The organism is Microbacterium timonense (assembly GCF_900292075.1).
GTDB lineage: Bacteria > Actinomycetota > Actinomycetes > Actinomycetales > Microbacteriaceae > Microbacterium > Microbacterium timonense.
In genome coordinates this window covers 73,168-86,853 of the sequence record NZ_OLMV01000007.1, presented here as the reverse complement: position 1 = coordinate 86,853, position 13,686 = coordinate 73,168, and the positions used below count along the sequence as shown (strand labels likewise).

The following is a 13,686-nucleotide window of genomic DNA, read 5'->3' as shown; positions in this document are numbered from 1 at the left end:
GTCGGGCGATCGCGGCCCGGCCGCAGCGGGCCGGGCCGCGATCGGAGTGATCAGTTCGCGGTGTCGAAGCCGAGGGCGTCGAACTCGCTCACGACCGAGTCCCACGCCTCTTCCGGGGTGGCGCTGCCGGACTCGACGAGGCGGATGCCGTCGGTGACGAGCGTCTGGATGCCCGCGAAGTTCTCACCGCGGTAGCCGCCGGCTGCCGCGTCGCCCGCCGCTGCGGCGAGGTCGCCGTAGATCTGGCCGAGGCGCTGGCCGCCGAAGAACTCGTTCTCGGTCTCGGCGATGTCGGGGCTCTCGATGGCCTCCAGCTGCGAGGGGAACTGGCCGGTGGTGTGGAACCACTGCACGGCCGCCTCGGGAGAGGTGAGGTAGTCGGCGAGCTTGACGGCCCACTCGGTGTTCTTGCCGGTGGCCGGCACCGCGAAGAACGAGCCGCCCCAGTTGCCTCCGCCGTCGGGGAAGGTGCTCGAGACGCGCCAGCCCGGCACGCCGTCGGCGTTCTCGGCGATGATGCCTGCCATCCAGGCGGGGGTCACCACGGTGGCCCACTGCTTGTTCTGGAAGCCTGCGCCCCAGTCGGCGTGGCCGATCGGGATGCCGGCGGAGATGCCGTCGGCGGCCGCGTCGGCGAACATCATGAAGAGCTCTTTGACCTCTTCGTTGTCGGCCATGTTGTACGGCTGGCCCGAGTCGGGGTCTTCGAAGGCGGCGGGCAGCAGGTTGATGGCCGCCTGGAAGGCGCTGGAGAGCGAGTCGATGTAGTAGTTGTCGGAGTTCGCCACGTACTCGCGGCCGGCGTCGAGGAACGACTGCCACGACGCGGTGTCGCCGCCGATGAACTGGCCGAAGGAGTCGGCGTCGGTCGCGACGCCGGCCGCGGCCATCATCTCCTCGTTGTAGGCGATGCCGAGCGGACCGATGTCGGTGCCGTAGCCGGTGATGACGCCGTCGACGGAGCCCTGCTTGACCTTCCAGTCGACCCAGCGGCCGGGGATCTCGGGCAGCTCCACCCAGTCCTCGGGAACGGCCATCATCTCGGTCCACCAGTCCAGCTCGATGAGGTGCACGTCCGAGAGGCCGGCGCCGTTGGAGGACAGGCCGTTGCGCAGGACCGTCTGCGCGGAGGCGCCGTCGGGGAACGAGTTCACGACGACCTCGATGCCGTACTCGTCCTCGAAGGACTTCAGAAGCTCCGGCGGGAAGTCCATCCACGCCGCGACGGTGAGCTTGTCGGGCTTGTTGCCGTCGGTGGCTTCACCGGCGGCGCCTCCTCCCCCGCCTCCGCTGCAGGAGGTGAGGACGAGAGCGGTGAGGGCGGCGGTGGCGGCCACCGCCCCGGCACGTGTGCTGATTCTCATGGGTGGGTCCTTTCGTGACGTCGTTGTACGGGGGATGAGATGAGTCAGGTGGTGTGGCGCGAGACCGACACGACGGCCCACGGCGCCAGCGTGATGTCGATCTCGAGCACGCCGTCGGCGCGCACGGTGACCGTCCGGCGGTCGAGATCGTCGGCGACCGCCGCGAGATCCGCGACCTGCTGGGGGCTGAGGTTCAACGGCTCCCCCAGCCGGTGCCACGCTTCCGCGACGTCGCCGTGCTCGCGGTCGAGGATCTCGACGGTGTAGACATCGCCGGGTGTGAGCCCGGCCACCGAGTGCGCGATGCGACGCGCCGGGCCTTCGCCGGCGAGCCGGTGCGTCTGCGCGTACCGGGTGGCGCCGCCGACCGACTGCGAGCCCATCGAGTCGGGGTAGTTGAAGAACACGGCGGCCACGGCATCCTCTGCGGTGCGGGTGACGATGCCGTGCTCGGTCTGCAGGGCGATCCGGTCGCCGAGCCGGTTCAGCATCCTCATCGCGTGGAAGGTCGGCTTGTGGATGCCGTTCTCGTTGACGAAGCCGAAGCCGCCGTGGAACGGCCCGATGCCGCCGCCGCCCTCCTCGAAGACGTCGGTGAACGTCCAGTATGAGATGGAGTCGGCCAGGGCGTGGCTCTGCAGGAACGCGCGCGTGATGTACGTCGCCGCGTACACGGTGTCGTGCATGTGGTCGCGGCTCGACGGCGACGTCGACCACTCGGTGATGTGCAGCTCGGCGTCCGGGTACGGGGATTCCGCGATCACGCGCCGCATGACCTCGAGATCCTTCTTCGTGGCATCGCGGTCGCGGCTGATGGATCGGCCGACCCCCTGCGTGTCGAACGCGTAGTCGGTCGGGTACAGGTGCGTGGACAGGAAGTCCAGCGGCAGGTCCCGCTCGGCGCAATACGCGATGAGCTCGTGGATCCACACCGGCTTCCACGGCAGCGCGTCAGGGTCCGTGGCCTCGGCGGTTGCCGCCTCGACGGACTTGTCGTGGTACTCGCCGTCGTAGCGGGAGTCGGGCACGAACACGGATGACGAGGGCCCGCCCACCTTCAGCTGCGGGTCGATCGCCTTGAGGGCCCTGGCCGTCGCCTCGTAGAGCTGGAAGTACTCGGTGCGCGTGCCGGTCCAGAAGTGCGGCACGAGGTTGGGCTCGTTCCACACCTCGAACGGCCACGTGCGCACCTCGTCGATGCCGTAGCGGTCGATCCAATGCTGGACGGTCGCCGTGACGAGGTCGACCCATGCGCCCATATCGGTGGGCGGGCTGCAGTGGGCCTTCCACCAGAACAGCGTCTCGGTCTGCGTCGCGAGCTCGCGGGGCATGAACCCCAGCTCGACGAACGGCCGCGCACCGGTGGCGAGGATCGTGTCGAACACCTTGTCGACGTAGGCGAACGTGTACACCGGCTTCTCGAGCGGCGTCGGGGGTCCGAAGCCGCCCCCGTTCGACGCGCGGTACACGAACATGTCGTCGTGGAAGAGCCCGTGGAATCGCACGTACCGGGCGCCGAGGGTCTGAACGGCCTCGCGGAAGTGGCTCTGCCAGTCCGCACGCAGCGCCTCGTTGGCGCGACCCGCACCGACGCACACGCTCCACACGTGGTGCAGCGGCTCGTCGGCGGCGGATCGGCCGTCGATGGTGAGAGCGGGCGTGGTGTCGACGGACAAAGACGACCTCCGTTGGTCTGGAGTGAGTGAGAGGAATCGATTCTTGCGAAAATGTTTCGCAACATGTATCGTTCGATCAGAGTAGGCATTCGGTGCGCCGCTGTCAAACTTTGTACAACGTTCGAAACGCGCGGGGGGCTGCAATGAGGTTCGACCTCGAAACATGTTCGAGGGGCTGGGCGCTGTGGTGACGCGCCCCGGCCGGCACCGCGCCACGCTCGCCGACGTGGCTGCAACGGTCGGGGTGTCGCGCGCGACCGTCTCCAAAGCCCTCAACGGCCGGGGCGACATCTCCGACGAGACGCGCGAACGGGTGCTCGCCGCGGTCGCCGAGCTGGGCTACCGGCCGACGACCGGCCTCACGCAGGGCGAGGGTCGCCGCGCGCTGGCCGTGGTGTTCGACATCCCCGCGTCGCCGTACATCGTCGGCGTGCTCCAGGGCGTGCTCGCGGCAGCCACCGAAGCGGGGGTCGACCTGCTCACTCGCCTGGCACCCGATCGCTCGTCGCGCACGCAGCGAGCCGTCGCGCGCGAGTGGGTGGCCGCGCAGCAGGCGGCGGGCGTCGTCGGGATCATCGGGCTGACGGTGTCGCGCCCCGGCGCGATCCTCCAGGCGGCGGGGAACGCGAACCTTCCGTTCGTGATGGTGGACCCCGTCGACGCTCAGGACGGCCACATGGTGAGCGTGGGCTCGAGCAACTGGGCGGGAGCGCGCACCGGCGCCGAGTACCTCCTCGAGCTCGGCCACCGGCGCATCGCGTGGGTCGGCGGTCCCGAGGCATCCGATGCCGCGCGCGATCGTCTGTACGGCTATCAGGCCGCGCTCGACGCGGCCGGGGTGGCGATCGATCCGGATCTCATCCGGTCGGGGCAGTTCGCCATCGAGAACGGCGCCGAGCACGCCCGCGACCTGCTGATGTCGGCCGATCCGCCGACCGCGATCATGGCCGGCGACGACGAGATCGCCGTCGGTGTGCTGGCGACGGCGCACGAGCTCGGCATCCGGGTGCCGGAGGAGCTCAGCGTCATGGGCTTCGACGACACGCCTCAGGCCGCGTGGACCACTCCGCCGCTGACGACCGTGCACCAGCACCTCGAGGGCATGGGCGCGATGGCGGTGCAGACCGCTCTCAGCATGGCCGAAGGTCACCCGCCCTCCTCCCGCCACGTCGAGCTCGCGACGTCGCTGATGGTGCGCGACAGTACCGCGCCGGCGTCTTCGGGCCGCTGAGCCGCGAGGCGGTGCCCGCGCCCGCGGCATCCTCTCGCCTCCTGCTCCGCGTCCGACGCGCACCGCGCTAGCGTCGAGCCATGACCGACGACATCGCCGCCCTGCTCGCCCGCGTCGAGGAGGAGGAGGCCGAGCTGGTACTCCCCCGCTTCGATCTCACGGATGCCTGGGCGCTCGGTTCCCGCATGCGCGACGCCGCGCTGGCCCAGGGCCTGCCCATCGTGATCGGCATCACGCTCGGCGAGGCGCGGGCGTTCCACACCGCGCTGCCCGGTTCGAGCGCCGACAACGACGGCTGGCTCGAGCGCAAGACCCGCGTCGCGCGCCGCTACGGGCGTTCGTCGTTCGGCGTCGGCCTGTCGTTCCGCGTCACCGGTAAGAGCTTCGACACCGAGGCGCGGCTCGACACCACGCAGTACGCCGCGCACGGCGGTGTCTTCCCGATCACCATCGCCGGCGTAGGAGCCGTCGGCACCGTCGGCGTCTCGGGTCTTCCGCAGGCCGACGACCACGCGTTCGTGGTGGAGCAGCTGCGCGCGTGGCGGGCGGACGCGTGAGGCGAAGCGGCTGAACGCAGCGCGATCGCGCTCCTGACACGGGTTGCTCGGAGCACGTGCCCCTCGGGCCGCTCATAGGCTGGGGGGATGGAGCTGGGGATCTACGCGGTCATCGCCGTGGCGGTCATCGTGGCGGTCGCCGCGTTCTCCAAGAAGCTCGGCGTGGCGGCGCCGATCATCCTCGTCGTGGTGGGCGTCGGACTGTCGTACCTCCCGGGCGTGCCCGATGTCGAGGTCCCGCACGAGATCATCCTCGACGGCGTCCTGCCGCCGATCCTCTACGCCGCGGCCATCAGCGTGCCGATCACGGATTTCCGCCGCAATCTCGGGTCGATCGCGAGTCTCTCTGTCGTCTTGGTGATCGTCACCGCGTTCGTCGCCGGTTTCCTGCTGTACTCGCTGCTTCCCGACCTGAATCTGGCGGCGGCCATCGCGCTCGGCGCGATCATCAGTCCGCCCGACGCTGTCGCCGCGACATCGATCGGCCGGCGGTTGGGGCTGCCCCCGCGGCTGCTCACGGTGCTGGAGGGGGAAGGGCTGCTCAACGACGCGACGGCCCTGGTGCTGCTGCGCTCCGCCGTCGCTGCCGCCGCCGTCGGCCTGAGCTCACCGTGGGCCGGGGTCGTGGACTTCGCGTACGCCGTGGTCGTCGCCGTCGCGATCGGCCTCGTCGCCGGTTTCGTCACCGTATGGGTGCGCTCCAAGCTGAGCGACCCGGTGCTCGACACGGCACTTTCGCTGGCGGTACCGTTCGTGGCTTTCATGCCGGCCGAGACGCTGCACGCATCGGGGGTGTTGGCCGTCGTCGTCGCCGGCCTGTACACGGGGCATGCCGCTCCCACCAAGTTCACCGCGCAATCGCGGATCAGCGACCGCATCAATTGGCGCACGATCCAGTTCCTGCTCGAGAACGGCGTCTTCCTTCTCATCGGCCTCGAGATCCGTACCCTCATCGACCACGTGGACCCGACTGTGCTCAGCGCGGGCGAGGCGGTTGCGATCGGACTACTGGCGACGCTCACCCTGATCGTCATCCGGTTCCTCTGGATCGGCCCGCTCGTCTACTCACTGGGCAAGCGGGAGGAGCGCACCGAGAAGCGCACGTACCGAGCCCTCCTGGCGCTGTACTACTACCGCAACAATCCGGTCGCGACCACGCGAGAGGCCCGCACGCGCGACCGGCTGGAGCGTGACTACGAGCGCCGGCGCGCCGACCTCGAGCAGCAGCGGCAGGAGCACATCGACTGGCGAGGCGGCATCGTGCTCGGCTGGTCCGGCATGCGCGGAGTGGTGACTCTGGCCGCCGCCCAGTCGCTGCCCGAGAACACCCCGTACCGCCCGCAGCTGATCCTCATCGCCTTCACGGTGGCCGTCGTGAGCATCGTGGTGCAGGGCGGCACACTCCCCTGGCTCATCCGCGCGCTGAAGGTGCAGGGAATCGACGCGCACGCTGACAGCAAGGAACTCGCGAGCCTGCTCGAAGACATCAGCAGCGCGGGGCTGAAGACGCTCGACGAGATCGAGACGGATGCCGCGGCCACCGCACCGATCGACCCCGACGTCATCGAGCGAGTGCGTCAGACGTCGTTCCTCAGCACCGAGGCGGCCTGGGAACGGGCCCGGACCGCGCGCCGGCCGGGCGAGATGCCGCACCAGCGGTACCGCGAGCTGCGGCTGGCGGTCGTCGACTCCGAGCGGGAGCGGCTGCTGGAACTGCGCGCGCAGGGCGTCTACTCGTCCCGCGTGCTGGCCGAGGCGCAAGCCATGCTCGACCTCGAAGAGACCCGGCTGTCGCGGCGCAACGGCGAGCATTGATCACGCCGGCGTGCCACCGGGGTCGCTCGAGAGCACGTCATCGGCCGACTCATGGCGAAACGCTCGTTCACTCTTGACCGAACGAGAGCGCCACCCGCTACGGTGGACTCGTTCCCGCAGGGCGGGACATCGCGGCGATCCGGGCGGTCCCGGGCACCGGCTCATATCCGGTTGCGTTGCGGGTTCGACTCCCGCCGTCGCGTCCACTTCGGCAGACACCTTCACCCGCGCTCTCATCGCCTCCGTGCCGCGCCAACGGTTCAGGCCCGGCAGCAGCGGTTCGCGCCCCGCGCCGGCCGTGGCTCGCTTCAGCGGTTCGCGCGGCGAGATGAAAGGCGGGCATCCCCGCGGGTCGCGGCATCCGTCCTCTTCCGACGATCTCGGACCGCGCCCACGACCGACGCGGCCGCATAGAGGAACAGTCCCCCGGCGACGACCGCGAGCACGATGGGGCGGCTCGAGCCGGTGAGCACGTTGTTCACCCAGCCGAGCAGCGGCAGGCTGTACCAGAGCACGCCGCGGATCTGCACGGGCTTCACCGGTTCGGGGTCCGGTGCGTCGTTGTTGTCGCCCTGGGTGACGAAAGTGAGCTCCCCGTCGGCGTAGGTCTTGGAGATCACCCGGTGGCTCACGACGGCAGCCTCGCCCGAGCTGATCTGGTAGGTGATGACATCCCCGACTCGGATGTCGTCGACCGGCATCGGGCGGATGACGACGAGCGTTCCCGGCGGCAGCCCCGGCTCCATCGACTGCGTGAGCACCGTCATCGCGCTGCCGCCGACCGCGAACGGCAGACCCACCACCGCGACAGCCACGCCGAGAAGCAGCACGAGAATCGACGCGCTCATTGAGACGGCGAGGTAGTGCAGAAGGCTCTGACCCTCGTCACGACGACGGCTCGCGGCGCGACGACGACTCTCGACGCGACGGAGTCTGCGCGTCGGCGCCGACCCGGTCAGGGTGGGAAGGGAGGCGGTCTGCGGCGAGACAACGGTGGTCGTCATGGGAATCGAACTCGCAAGGGTCGTGGCGGTCATGAGCAGCTGTAGCGGGGGAAGAGCTGCAGGATGTCGAGCGGGTCGATCGACCGAGAGACGGTGACCGGCGCACTGGCCGGCGCGGTCGTGCCCGAGACGACGGTCTCTTTCGCCTCGACGGCGAGCGAGTAGGTCCCCGAGCGGCTGATGTCGCCCCCGGTGAGCACGACGGAGACCGTCGCGGCGGCGCTGGTCACCGTCGCCACGGTTGCTCCCGACGCGACGTTGAAGACGCGGTACGAGAGCGCGGCGGTGTCGGCGCGGTTCGCGGGAGCGTTCCAGGTCAGGCGCACATCCCGCGTGAAGTCGACCGGCGCGCATGCGGGCGCGCCGGCGCTCGCCAGCCGGTAGGCCGACTGGGTGAACGACGCCGCGGCGGCCGACGTCGTCCAGTTCGTGCCGACGGAGCCCGAGACGCTGAACGTCGTCGTCGCGCTCTGCCCCTGCAGCGCGGCGTTCGTGCCGCCCTGCACCTGCGTCGAGAGGCATACCGTCACCGAGGCTCCGGCGGCGAGCGCCCGTGCCGCGGTCGGCAGCGTGGGCGCCGTGTCGGCCATGGTCGTCACGATCGCGTCGGACGGCGCAGTCGTTCCGCAGGTGCCGGTCCACAGCCGAAGGGTGGTTTGCTGCCCCAGGGCGGCACTGCCGGTCAGCTGCGAGCGAAGCGTGTAGCTCAACGGCGCGCCGCCGTTGTTCGCGATGGTGAGCTGCCCCGCGGCCACCGGCGAGGTGGTGCCGGCGTAGCGATACGTCGTCGTGAGCGCGCCTGTCTGAGTGACAGTCGTGCCGATGGTCGCGGACGAGACGGAAGCCGACACCGATGCGCTCGCGATCCAGGCAGCAGTCGCTCCGCCCGCGCTCCCGAGCACCGCAAGGGTGACGAGCGCAGCGATGGGGGCGAGCAGACGGCGTTTCATCGGCGCACCTGCGTGGCGGAGAGGGTGATCGTGAGGACGGATGCCGCTCCGCCGGCCGCTGCGGCCGGTGCATCCTGCGGCAGCCCGGCGCCGACGCAGAGGATCTGGGAGGCGCCGGGGGCGAGAGTGACCTGGAGGTCGGATGCGGCGCCGCCCACGCGCGTGCTCACCGTGGCAGGCACGCGACCGGCGGTGCAGTCCGCGGCGGAGACGGCCTTGCCGATGGTGACGGCAACGGCCGCGGTGAACGCGGTGGCGCCGGTGGAGCTCGTCACCGGATCGACCGTGAGCGCGAGCGGCGTGGTGCCGGTGTTGCGCACCGTGGTCGGAGCGAAGGCGGCACGGCCCGGGTAGAGGTTCGCGGCCGACAGCTGAAGGGAGGTCGCGGTCAGGCTCGCCGATCCGGCCCGCAGCGTGACAGCGGATGCCGCCGGCGCCGCGGCGGTCCAGATCGCGAACGTGCCGCCACCGGCGAGGACACCGAGCATGATCGCACCCACGGCGCCCAGCGCACCGAGCAGCAGGCGGCGAGGGGCGGCGGCACGGCGAGCGTCGCGTCGTGCGGCGAGGCGGCGGGTGCGGCGGCTCATTGCGGGATCCCTCGGTCGGTTACTGGGCGGTCGGACGACGGCCCGCCTCCGCGGAGGCGGGCCGGTCGATCACTTGACGTTCTGCGTGAGGCTGACGGTGAGCGCGTCGAGCGTGACGGCCCCGTTCATCGCGCTGTTGTTGCCGCCGACGACGTCGCCGTACGGGAAGGTGATGGTCACGGTGACCGTGACGTCCTGGCTCACGACGCCCGTGCCCGGGGTGACGGTGAACGTCGGCCCGGTCCCGCTGATCCCGGTGCCCGAGGCGCTGAGAACGGCCGAGTCGGTCAGGTAGCTGGCAAGGGCCGCGTCGGCCGGCTTGGCCGGGTCGGCAGGAGCGATCGACGAGTCGGTGAGCGCCAGCGTCGCGCTGAGGCTGTCGCCCTCGGCGCCGACCTTCATCTTCTTGGTGTAGGTCAGGACGTCGCCCGGGGCGACCGCGTAGTCGGTGATGGTGATGGGCGCGCCGTTGGCGGTCCATGTGCCTGCCGCCTGCGACGGCTCCACGACCAGGTTTCCCGACACGATCGAAGCGCCCTGAGCGCTCGCCGACGAGTTCCACGTGGCGAAGGTGCCTGCACCACCCAGGAGGAGGACGACGCCGGCGGTGGTGGCGATGGAGGCCTTGACGATCTTCTTCATGAGAGTGTCCTTCCGGGGTGTGCCCCGCTTGTTCGAGAGTGGAAGGTGCTGGCCGGCGTTCGGTTTTCCTACCGCTCCTTGAGCACGTCCCCAGTCTTGAAGCCGTACCGCAACGTTCCGAGGACTCGACGCGAGCATCACCGCAAGATCGCAACAAGGATCGCGAGGACCGCTCTCAGACGAACCGCAAGATCAGCGCAAGACGCGTGCGTGCGGCGCGCACTACGCTGTGTGGGAACGATTGCAGCCGGGTTTCGGAGGAGAGTATGTCAACTGCCGTGCGGACCGGATCACACGTGTTACCGCCGGCCGTCGGCGACTTTCTCCGCAACGAAGGCGGTCACGTCATCGACTTCACGCGCCTGACGGGGGGAGAGATCAGCAGCACGTACCGTCTCAGGACCACGAAGGGATTCAGCGCCGTCCTCAAGACCTCGAATGCCGCACCCGCGGACATGTACCTGCGTGAGGCGGCCGGCCTCGCCGCTCTGCGAGGCGTCGGCGCGCTCCGCGCGCCGGATGTCTACCTCGTGGGTCACGACCACCTGTTGCTCGAAGACCTCGGCGTCTCGGAGAAGACCGAGGAGAACTGGGAGGCGTACGGCCGGGCGCTGGCAGCTCAGCACCAGACCGTCGGCCCATGGTTCGGCTGGGCCGAAGACAACTACCTCGGCACGCTGCCGCAGCTCAACACCCCGACCGCGGACGGGCACGAGTTCTTCGCCCGCCTGCGCATCCTCCGTTATCTCGACACCCCGCGCTGCGCGGAGGCGTTCGACGGCGACGACCGCCGCGCCATCGAGGGCCTGGCCGAGCGTCTCCCCCAGCTCGTGCGCGCGCATGATCCGGTTCTCCTTCACGGCGACCTGTGGCGCGAAAACATGATCGCGCAGCAGCGTCCCGCCGCCATCGACCCGGCCGTCCACTACGGGTGGGCGACCGCAGAACTCGCGATGGTGCAGCAGTGCGGCGGCGTGCCCGACGTCTTCTTCGCGGCCTATCGGGAAGCGGCGGGAATGAAGGACGACCGCGAGTGGGCGCAGGAGCTGGATGTTCTCAGCATCCGCGAGCACCTCAGTGCCGTCGCGCACCAGGGCGACCGTGATGCCGCCGACCGGGCGCGACAGATCTCGCGCCGCTTTGGTTGAGTGCCGTTCGATACCCTCGCCGACAGCGGATGCCGCCGCCGTGGCGACCGCCCGGACTTCACGGCCGACGACCGTCGGAGCCTGTTCGTAGGATCGCAAGGTGACCACGACGACGTCCCCGATCTCCACTCGGATCGGTCAGGTGTTCATCCCCGTCCGGGATGTCCCGGTCGCGGCCGACTGGTATGCGGCGCTGCTCGGCATCCAGCCGGGCGACATCACCCACCACGGCACGATCTGCGATCTGCCCGCCGAGGGGGACGTCCGCCTCGCGCTGGATGGCAACCGCCCGGACTTCACGGCCGACGGACCACCGCGGTTCTTCTGGTGGGCCGACGACCTCGACGAAGTCCGCCGTCACCTCGAGTCGATCGGTGCAGCCGCCATCACCGAGATCACCGACATCGGCTCCGTGGCCTTCCTCCAGTTCGAGGACCCCGACGGCAACCCGCTGATGGTGTGCTCGAGCGCGCGTCACTGACTATCCGGCTGGCGGAAGAGGATGCCGCCGTCGTCGCCCCAGCGACCGCGGCACCACCGTGGGCCTCCTCCCCCGTGACGTCAAGGCCCACCCGCTCGCCGTCCGCTATGACGCGGGAACGAGCACCCGGTCGATCGTGTGGATCACGCCGTTGCTGGCCGGGATGTTGATCGCCCAGACCACCAGCCGCGGGTCGCGGAGGGCCGGCGTCTCATCGCGCAGGGTGACCCCGCGCGGCTGAACGGTGCCCCCGTTGGCCATCGTGAGAGAGCCTGCGGTGATGACCTTCACCGGGTTGAGTTTCGCGCCGGCGACCACGTGGTACAGCAGGATGTTCGAGATCTGCGCCGACGTGAACGTCGAGGTGACGGCCGCGAGCGCGTCGGCCTCGCTGGCCGGCGCGGTACCGGTGAGGTCGGTCACGAGCCGCAGGAACGCGCGGTCGTTCGGGGCGAACACGGTGTACGTCTTGCCGGCGTCCGCGAGCGCACCGTTCAGCCCGGTCGCCAGCACCGCCTGGACGAGGATGTCGTAATCCCAGGGGTTGCTGTCCGGGATTCCCCCTCCGGACGCCGCGACCGCGACGTCCACGATGGTGCCCGCGGGCGCGTTGCCGCCGTGCGCGTGCGCGGGCGCGGCCGTGAACACGAGTGCCAGTGCGGCGACCGCCGCGACGGCCAGGCGTGTCTTCTTCATGGTTCCGATCTCCTTCGATGCGATGCCGACACGGTCCGGCTGGAGGGTGTCGTGAGGGTATTCGCCCAAAACCACCGCCGCGGATGCACCCGCGCGCCACATCGGCCCGCACCGGGGCGCTCGCGGCACGCCGAACGGCCCACAGCCTGGCGACTCGCCCCGACACTGGTCAGCTGAAGTTGAGCTGCCCACGCACGATCGAGTCGCCGGAGTGTGCGGGATTGCCGTCCATCGGCTCCTGTGAGACGTCGACGAGCACGTAGTCGCGCAGGTCGACGTCTGCCGGCACGACGAACGTCCCCTTCTTGCCGTCGAGCTCCCCGAGACTCACCAGGTCCGAGGCATCCGCGGTGATCAGCCAGACCTCGCGGAAGCCGTCGCCCACCTCCGAGTCGTCGAGGGTGACCGTCAGCGTGCGTTCTCCGTCCGCCAGTTCTGTCACCTGCGCGGTCCCGCCGGCATCAGGGTGCGCGGGAAAGGCGTCCAGGATGGCGCTCGCGATCTCGACGGCCTGCGGTGGACGCACGATGTTCCACACACCGACCACCGCGAGGACGACCGCGACGCTCGCGGCCAGGGCCAGCAGCATCCGTCCGCCTCGTCGCATGCGTCGCCGCTTCGGCTGATGCCCGACGTTCACGCGCCCGCTCGTCGCGGTCGGAGAGACGTTCTCCGCATCGGAGGCGTCGACCTCCTGCGGCTGCCCCTCTGCGGACGGATGCAGTCCGGCCTCCGCCGCCGGCTGCGAGCGGACGTCCTCGACAATGCGATCCCACACCCGCTCGGGAGGCGTCTCAAGCTCGCCGAGCGTCACGGTGGAGCGGCCGACGGCGACGGTGTGCTCGAGCTCGGCGAGCTCGATCGTGCAGGCATCGCAGGTCGCGAGGTGCTCCTGCTCGGCATCCGTCAGTTCTTCTCCGATGGCGATCAGAGCGAGGCGCTCGGGGTCAAGATGCGGCATGAGACACCTCCAATCGGTCGCGCAGGCGAGTGAGACTTCGGCGGATGTGGCTCTTCACGGTACCCAGCGGCATGCCCAGGCGCGTGGCGATCTGCTGGTGGGTGAGGTCGTCGTAGAACGCGAGCCGTACGACGCGCTGCGCATCGGGCTCGAGGCGGTCGATCTCGTCGGCGAGCAGCAGGCGGTCGCCGAGGTCGAGCTCCGATGACGACGGCTCTTCGGTGACGGCGAAGCGCTGCAGCTTCTCCTGCAGCTCGCGCACGCGCCGGCGCGCGTCGAGGCTGTCGGCGATGCGGCGGCGGGTGATCGTGACGAGCCACGTCGAGAGCCGGCCCTTGGCCGGGTCGTACGACGCGCGCGAGGTCCACGCCGCGACGAACGTCTTCTGCGTCACGTCCTCCGCGTCCCCTCTGTCCCCCAACACCCGCAGCGCGAGGGTGAACACGATCGGCGACCACCGCCGGTAGATCTGCTCGAGGGCGCGCTCGTCACCGGCGGCGAACCTGCCGCACAGCTCGCGCTCTTCCTCGTCGTCCACGCGGGTTCCGCTCTGCTCGTCCGACGCCATCGC

Annotated in this window: 14 protein-coding genes and 1 tRNA gene; 6 read left to right on the top strand and 9 right to left on the bottom strand. The window is 70.0% G+C overall.

Features of this window, described 5'->3' with window-relative positions:
- Positions 1-50: 50 nt before the first annotated feature.
- Both C9992_RS16320 and C9992_RS16315 read right to left on the bottom strand, forming a co-directional pair.
- Positions 51-1,364, bottom strand: a complete 1,314-nt coding sequence (locus C9992_RS16320) for an ABC transporter substrate-binding protein (RefSeq protein ID WP_106816698.1) — start codon at positions 1,362-1,364, stop codon at positions 51-53.
- A gap of 44 nt (positions 1,365-1,408) precedes the next feature.
- Positions 1,409-3,040, bottom strand: a complete 1,632-nt coding sequence (locus C9992_RS16315) for a GH39 family glycosyl hydrolase (RefSeq protein WP_200826367.1) — start codon at positions 3,038-3,040, stop codon at positions 1,409-1,411.
- A 226-nt stretch (positions 3,041-3,266) separates the two neighbouring features.
- On the opposite strand from C9992_RS16315, the gene C9992_RS16310 reads away from it, so the two are divergent.
- The 4 genes from C9992_RS16310 to C9992_RS18130 all read left to right on the top strand — a co-directional run bounded on the left by C9992_RS16310 (position 3,267) and on the right by C9992_RS18130 (position 6,849).
- A complete protein-coding gene (locus tag C9992_RS16310; protein ID WP_235008293.1) occupies positions 3,267-4,271 on the top strand; it encodes a LacI family DNA-binding transcriptional regulator in 1,005 nt (334 codons plus the stop codon).
- A gap of 80 nt (positions 4,272-4,351) precedes the next feature.
- Positions 4,352-4,828: a heme-degrading domain-containing protein gene (locus C9992_RS16305; RefSeq protein WP_106816696.1), complete on the top strand. Its 477-nt coding sequence runs from the start codon at positions 4,352-4,354 to the stop codon at positions 4,826-4,828.
- Between the two features lie 87 nt (positions 4,829-4,915).
- Complete coding sequence (locus C9992_RS16300; protein ID WP_106816695.1) at positions 4,916-6,643, top strand: cation:proton antiporter; 1,728 nt, start codon at positions 4,916-4,918, stop codon at positions 6,641-6,643.
- 130 nt (positions 6,644-6,773) lie between these two features.
- Positions 6,774-6,849, top strand: a tRNA-Met gene (locus C9992_RS18130).
- 102 nt (positions 6,850-6,951) lie between these two features.
- On the opposite strand, the gene C9992_RS16295 is transcribed toward C9992_RS18130, so the two are convergent.
- The 4 genes from C9992_RS16295 to C9992_RS16280 form a co-directional block, all read right to left on the bottom strand.
- On the bottom strand, positions 6,952-7,647 hold the full coding sequence (locus C9992_RS16295) for a signal peptidase I (protein ID WP_160150913.1): 696 nt from the start codon (positions 7,645-7,647) through the stop codon (positions 6,952-6,954).
- A gap of 29 nt (positions 7,648-7,676) precedes the next feature.
- Positions 7,677-8,597: a hypothetical protein gene (locus tag C9992_RS18125; protein WP_160150912.1), complete on the bottom strand. Its 921-nt coding sequence runs from the start codon at positions 8,595-8,597 to the stop codon at positions 7,677-7,679.
- The gene (locus tag C9992_RS16285; RefSeq protein WP_106816692.1) at positions 8,594-9,187 is read right to left on the bottom strand and encodes a hypothetical protein; all 594 of its coding nucleotides are present in this window, start codon (positions 9,185-9,187) and stop codon (positions 8,594-8,596) included. The genes C9992_RS18125 and C9992_RS16285 overlap by 4 nt, the downstream gene beginning before the upstream one ends.
- Before the next feature lie 69 nt (positions 9,188-9,256).
- Complete coding sequence (locus C9992_RS16280) at positions 9,257-9,829, bottom strand: alternate-type signal peptide domain-containing protein (RefSeq protein ID WP_160150911.1); 573 nt, start codon at positions 9,827-9,829, stop codon at positions 9,257-9,259.
- Between the two features lie 296 nt (positions 9,830-10,125).
- Between C9992_RS16280 and C9992_RS16275 the strand changes: the two genes are divergently transcribed.
- Complete coding sequence (locus C9992_RS16275; protein WP_160150910.1) at positions 10,126-10,977, top strand: fructosamine kinase family protein; 852 nt, start codon at positions 10,126-10,128, stop codon at positions 10,975-10,977.
- Between the two features lie 100 nt (positions 10,978-11,077).
- Positions 11,078-11,458: a VOC family protein gene (locus tag C9992_RS16270; protein ID WP_106816689.1), complete on the top strand. Its 381-nt coding sequence runs from the start codon at positions 11,078-11,080 to the stop codon at positions 11,456-11,458.
- A gap of 105 nt (positions 11,459-11,563) precedes the next feature.
- Here the strand turns inward: C9992_RS16270 and C9992_RS16265 are convergent, their stop codons facing one another.
- The 3 genes from C9992_RS16265 to C9992_RS16255 all read right to left on the bottom strand — a co-directional run bounded on the left by C9992_RS16265 (position 11,564) and on the right by C9992_RS16255 (position 13,683).
- Positions 11,564-12,154, bottom strand: a complete 591-nt coding sequence (locus C9992_RS16265; RefSeq protein ID WP_106816755.1) for a fasciclin domain-containing protein — start codon at positions 12,152-12,154, stop codon at positions 11,564-11,566.
- A gap of 169 nt (positions 12,155-12,323) precedes the next feature.
- Positions 12,324-13,115, bottom strand: coding sequence for an anti-sigma factor (locus C9992_RS16260; RefSeq protein WP_106816688.1), 792 nt, complete (start codon positions 13,113-13,115; stop codon positions 12,324-12,326).
- The gene (locus tag C9992_RS16255; RefSeq protein WP_106816687.1) at positions 13,102-13,683 is read right to left on the bottom strand and encodes an RNA polymerase sigma factor; all 582 of its coding nucleotides are present in this window, start codon (positions 13,681-13,683) and stop codon (positions 13,102-13,104) included. Before C9992_RS16255 ends, C9992_RS16260 begins: the two co-directional genes overlap by 14 nt.
- Positions 13,684-13,686: the final 3 nt, after the last annotated feature.

Coding starts and splice junctions, on each gene's coding strand:
- C9992_RS18125 (WP_160150912.1), bottom strand. CDS start 8,597: ATGAAACGCCGTCTGCTCGCCCCCATCGCTGCGCTCGTCACCCTTGCG.
- C9992_RS16255 (WP_106816687.1), bottom strand. CDS start 13,683: ATGGCGTCGGACGAGCAGAGCGGAACCCGCGTGGACGACGAGGAAGAG.
- C9992_RS16320 (WP_106816698.1), bottom strand. CDS start 1,364: ATGAGAATCAGCACACGTGCCGGGGCGGTGGCCGCCACCGCCGCCCTC.
- C9992_RS16265 (WP_106816755.1), bottom strand. CDS start 12,154: ATGAAGAAGACACGCCTGGCCGTCGCGGCGGTCGCCGCACTGGCACTC.
- C9992_RS16280 (WP_160150911.1), bottom strand. CDS start 9,829: ATGAAGAAGATCGTCAAGGCCTCCATCGCCACCACCGCCGGCGTCGTC.
- C9992_RS16300 (WP_106816695.1), top strand. CDS start 4,916: ATGGAGCTGGGGATCTACGCGGTCATCGCCGTGGCGGTCATCGTGGCG.
- C9992_RS16285 (WP_106816692.1), bottom strand. CDS start 9,187: ATGAGCCGCCGCACCCGCCGCCTCGCCGCACGACGCGACGCTCGCCGT.
- C9992_RS16305 (WP_106816696.1), top strand. CDS start 4,352: ATGACCGACGACATCGCCGCCCTGCTCGCCCGCGTCGAGGAGGAGGAG.
- C9992_RS16295 (WP_160150913.1), bottom strand. CDS start 7,647: ATGACGACCACCGTTGTCTCGCCGCAGACCGCCTCCCTTCCCACCCTG.
- C9992_RS16260 (WP_106816688.1), bottom strand. CDS start 13,115: ATGCCGCATCTTGACCCCGAGCGCCTCGCTCTGATCGCCATCGGAGAA.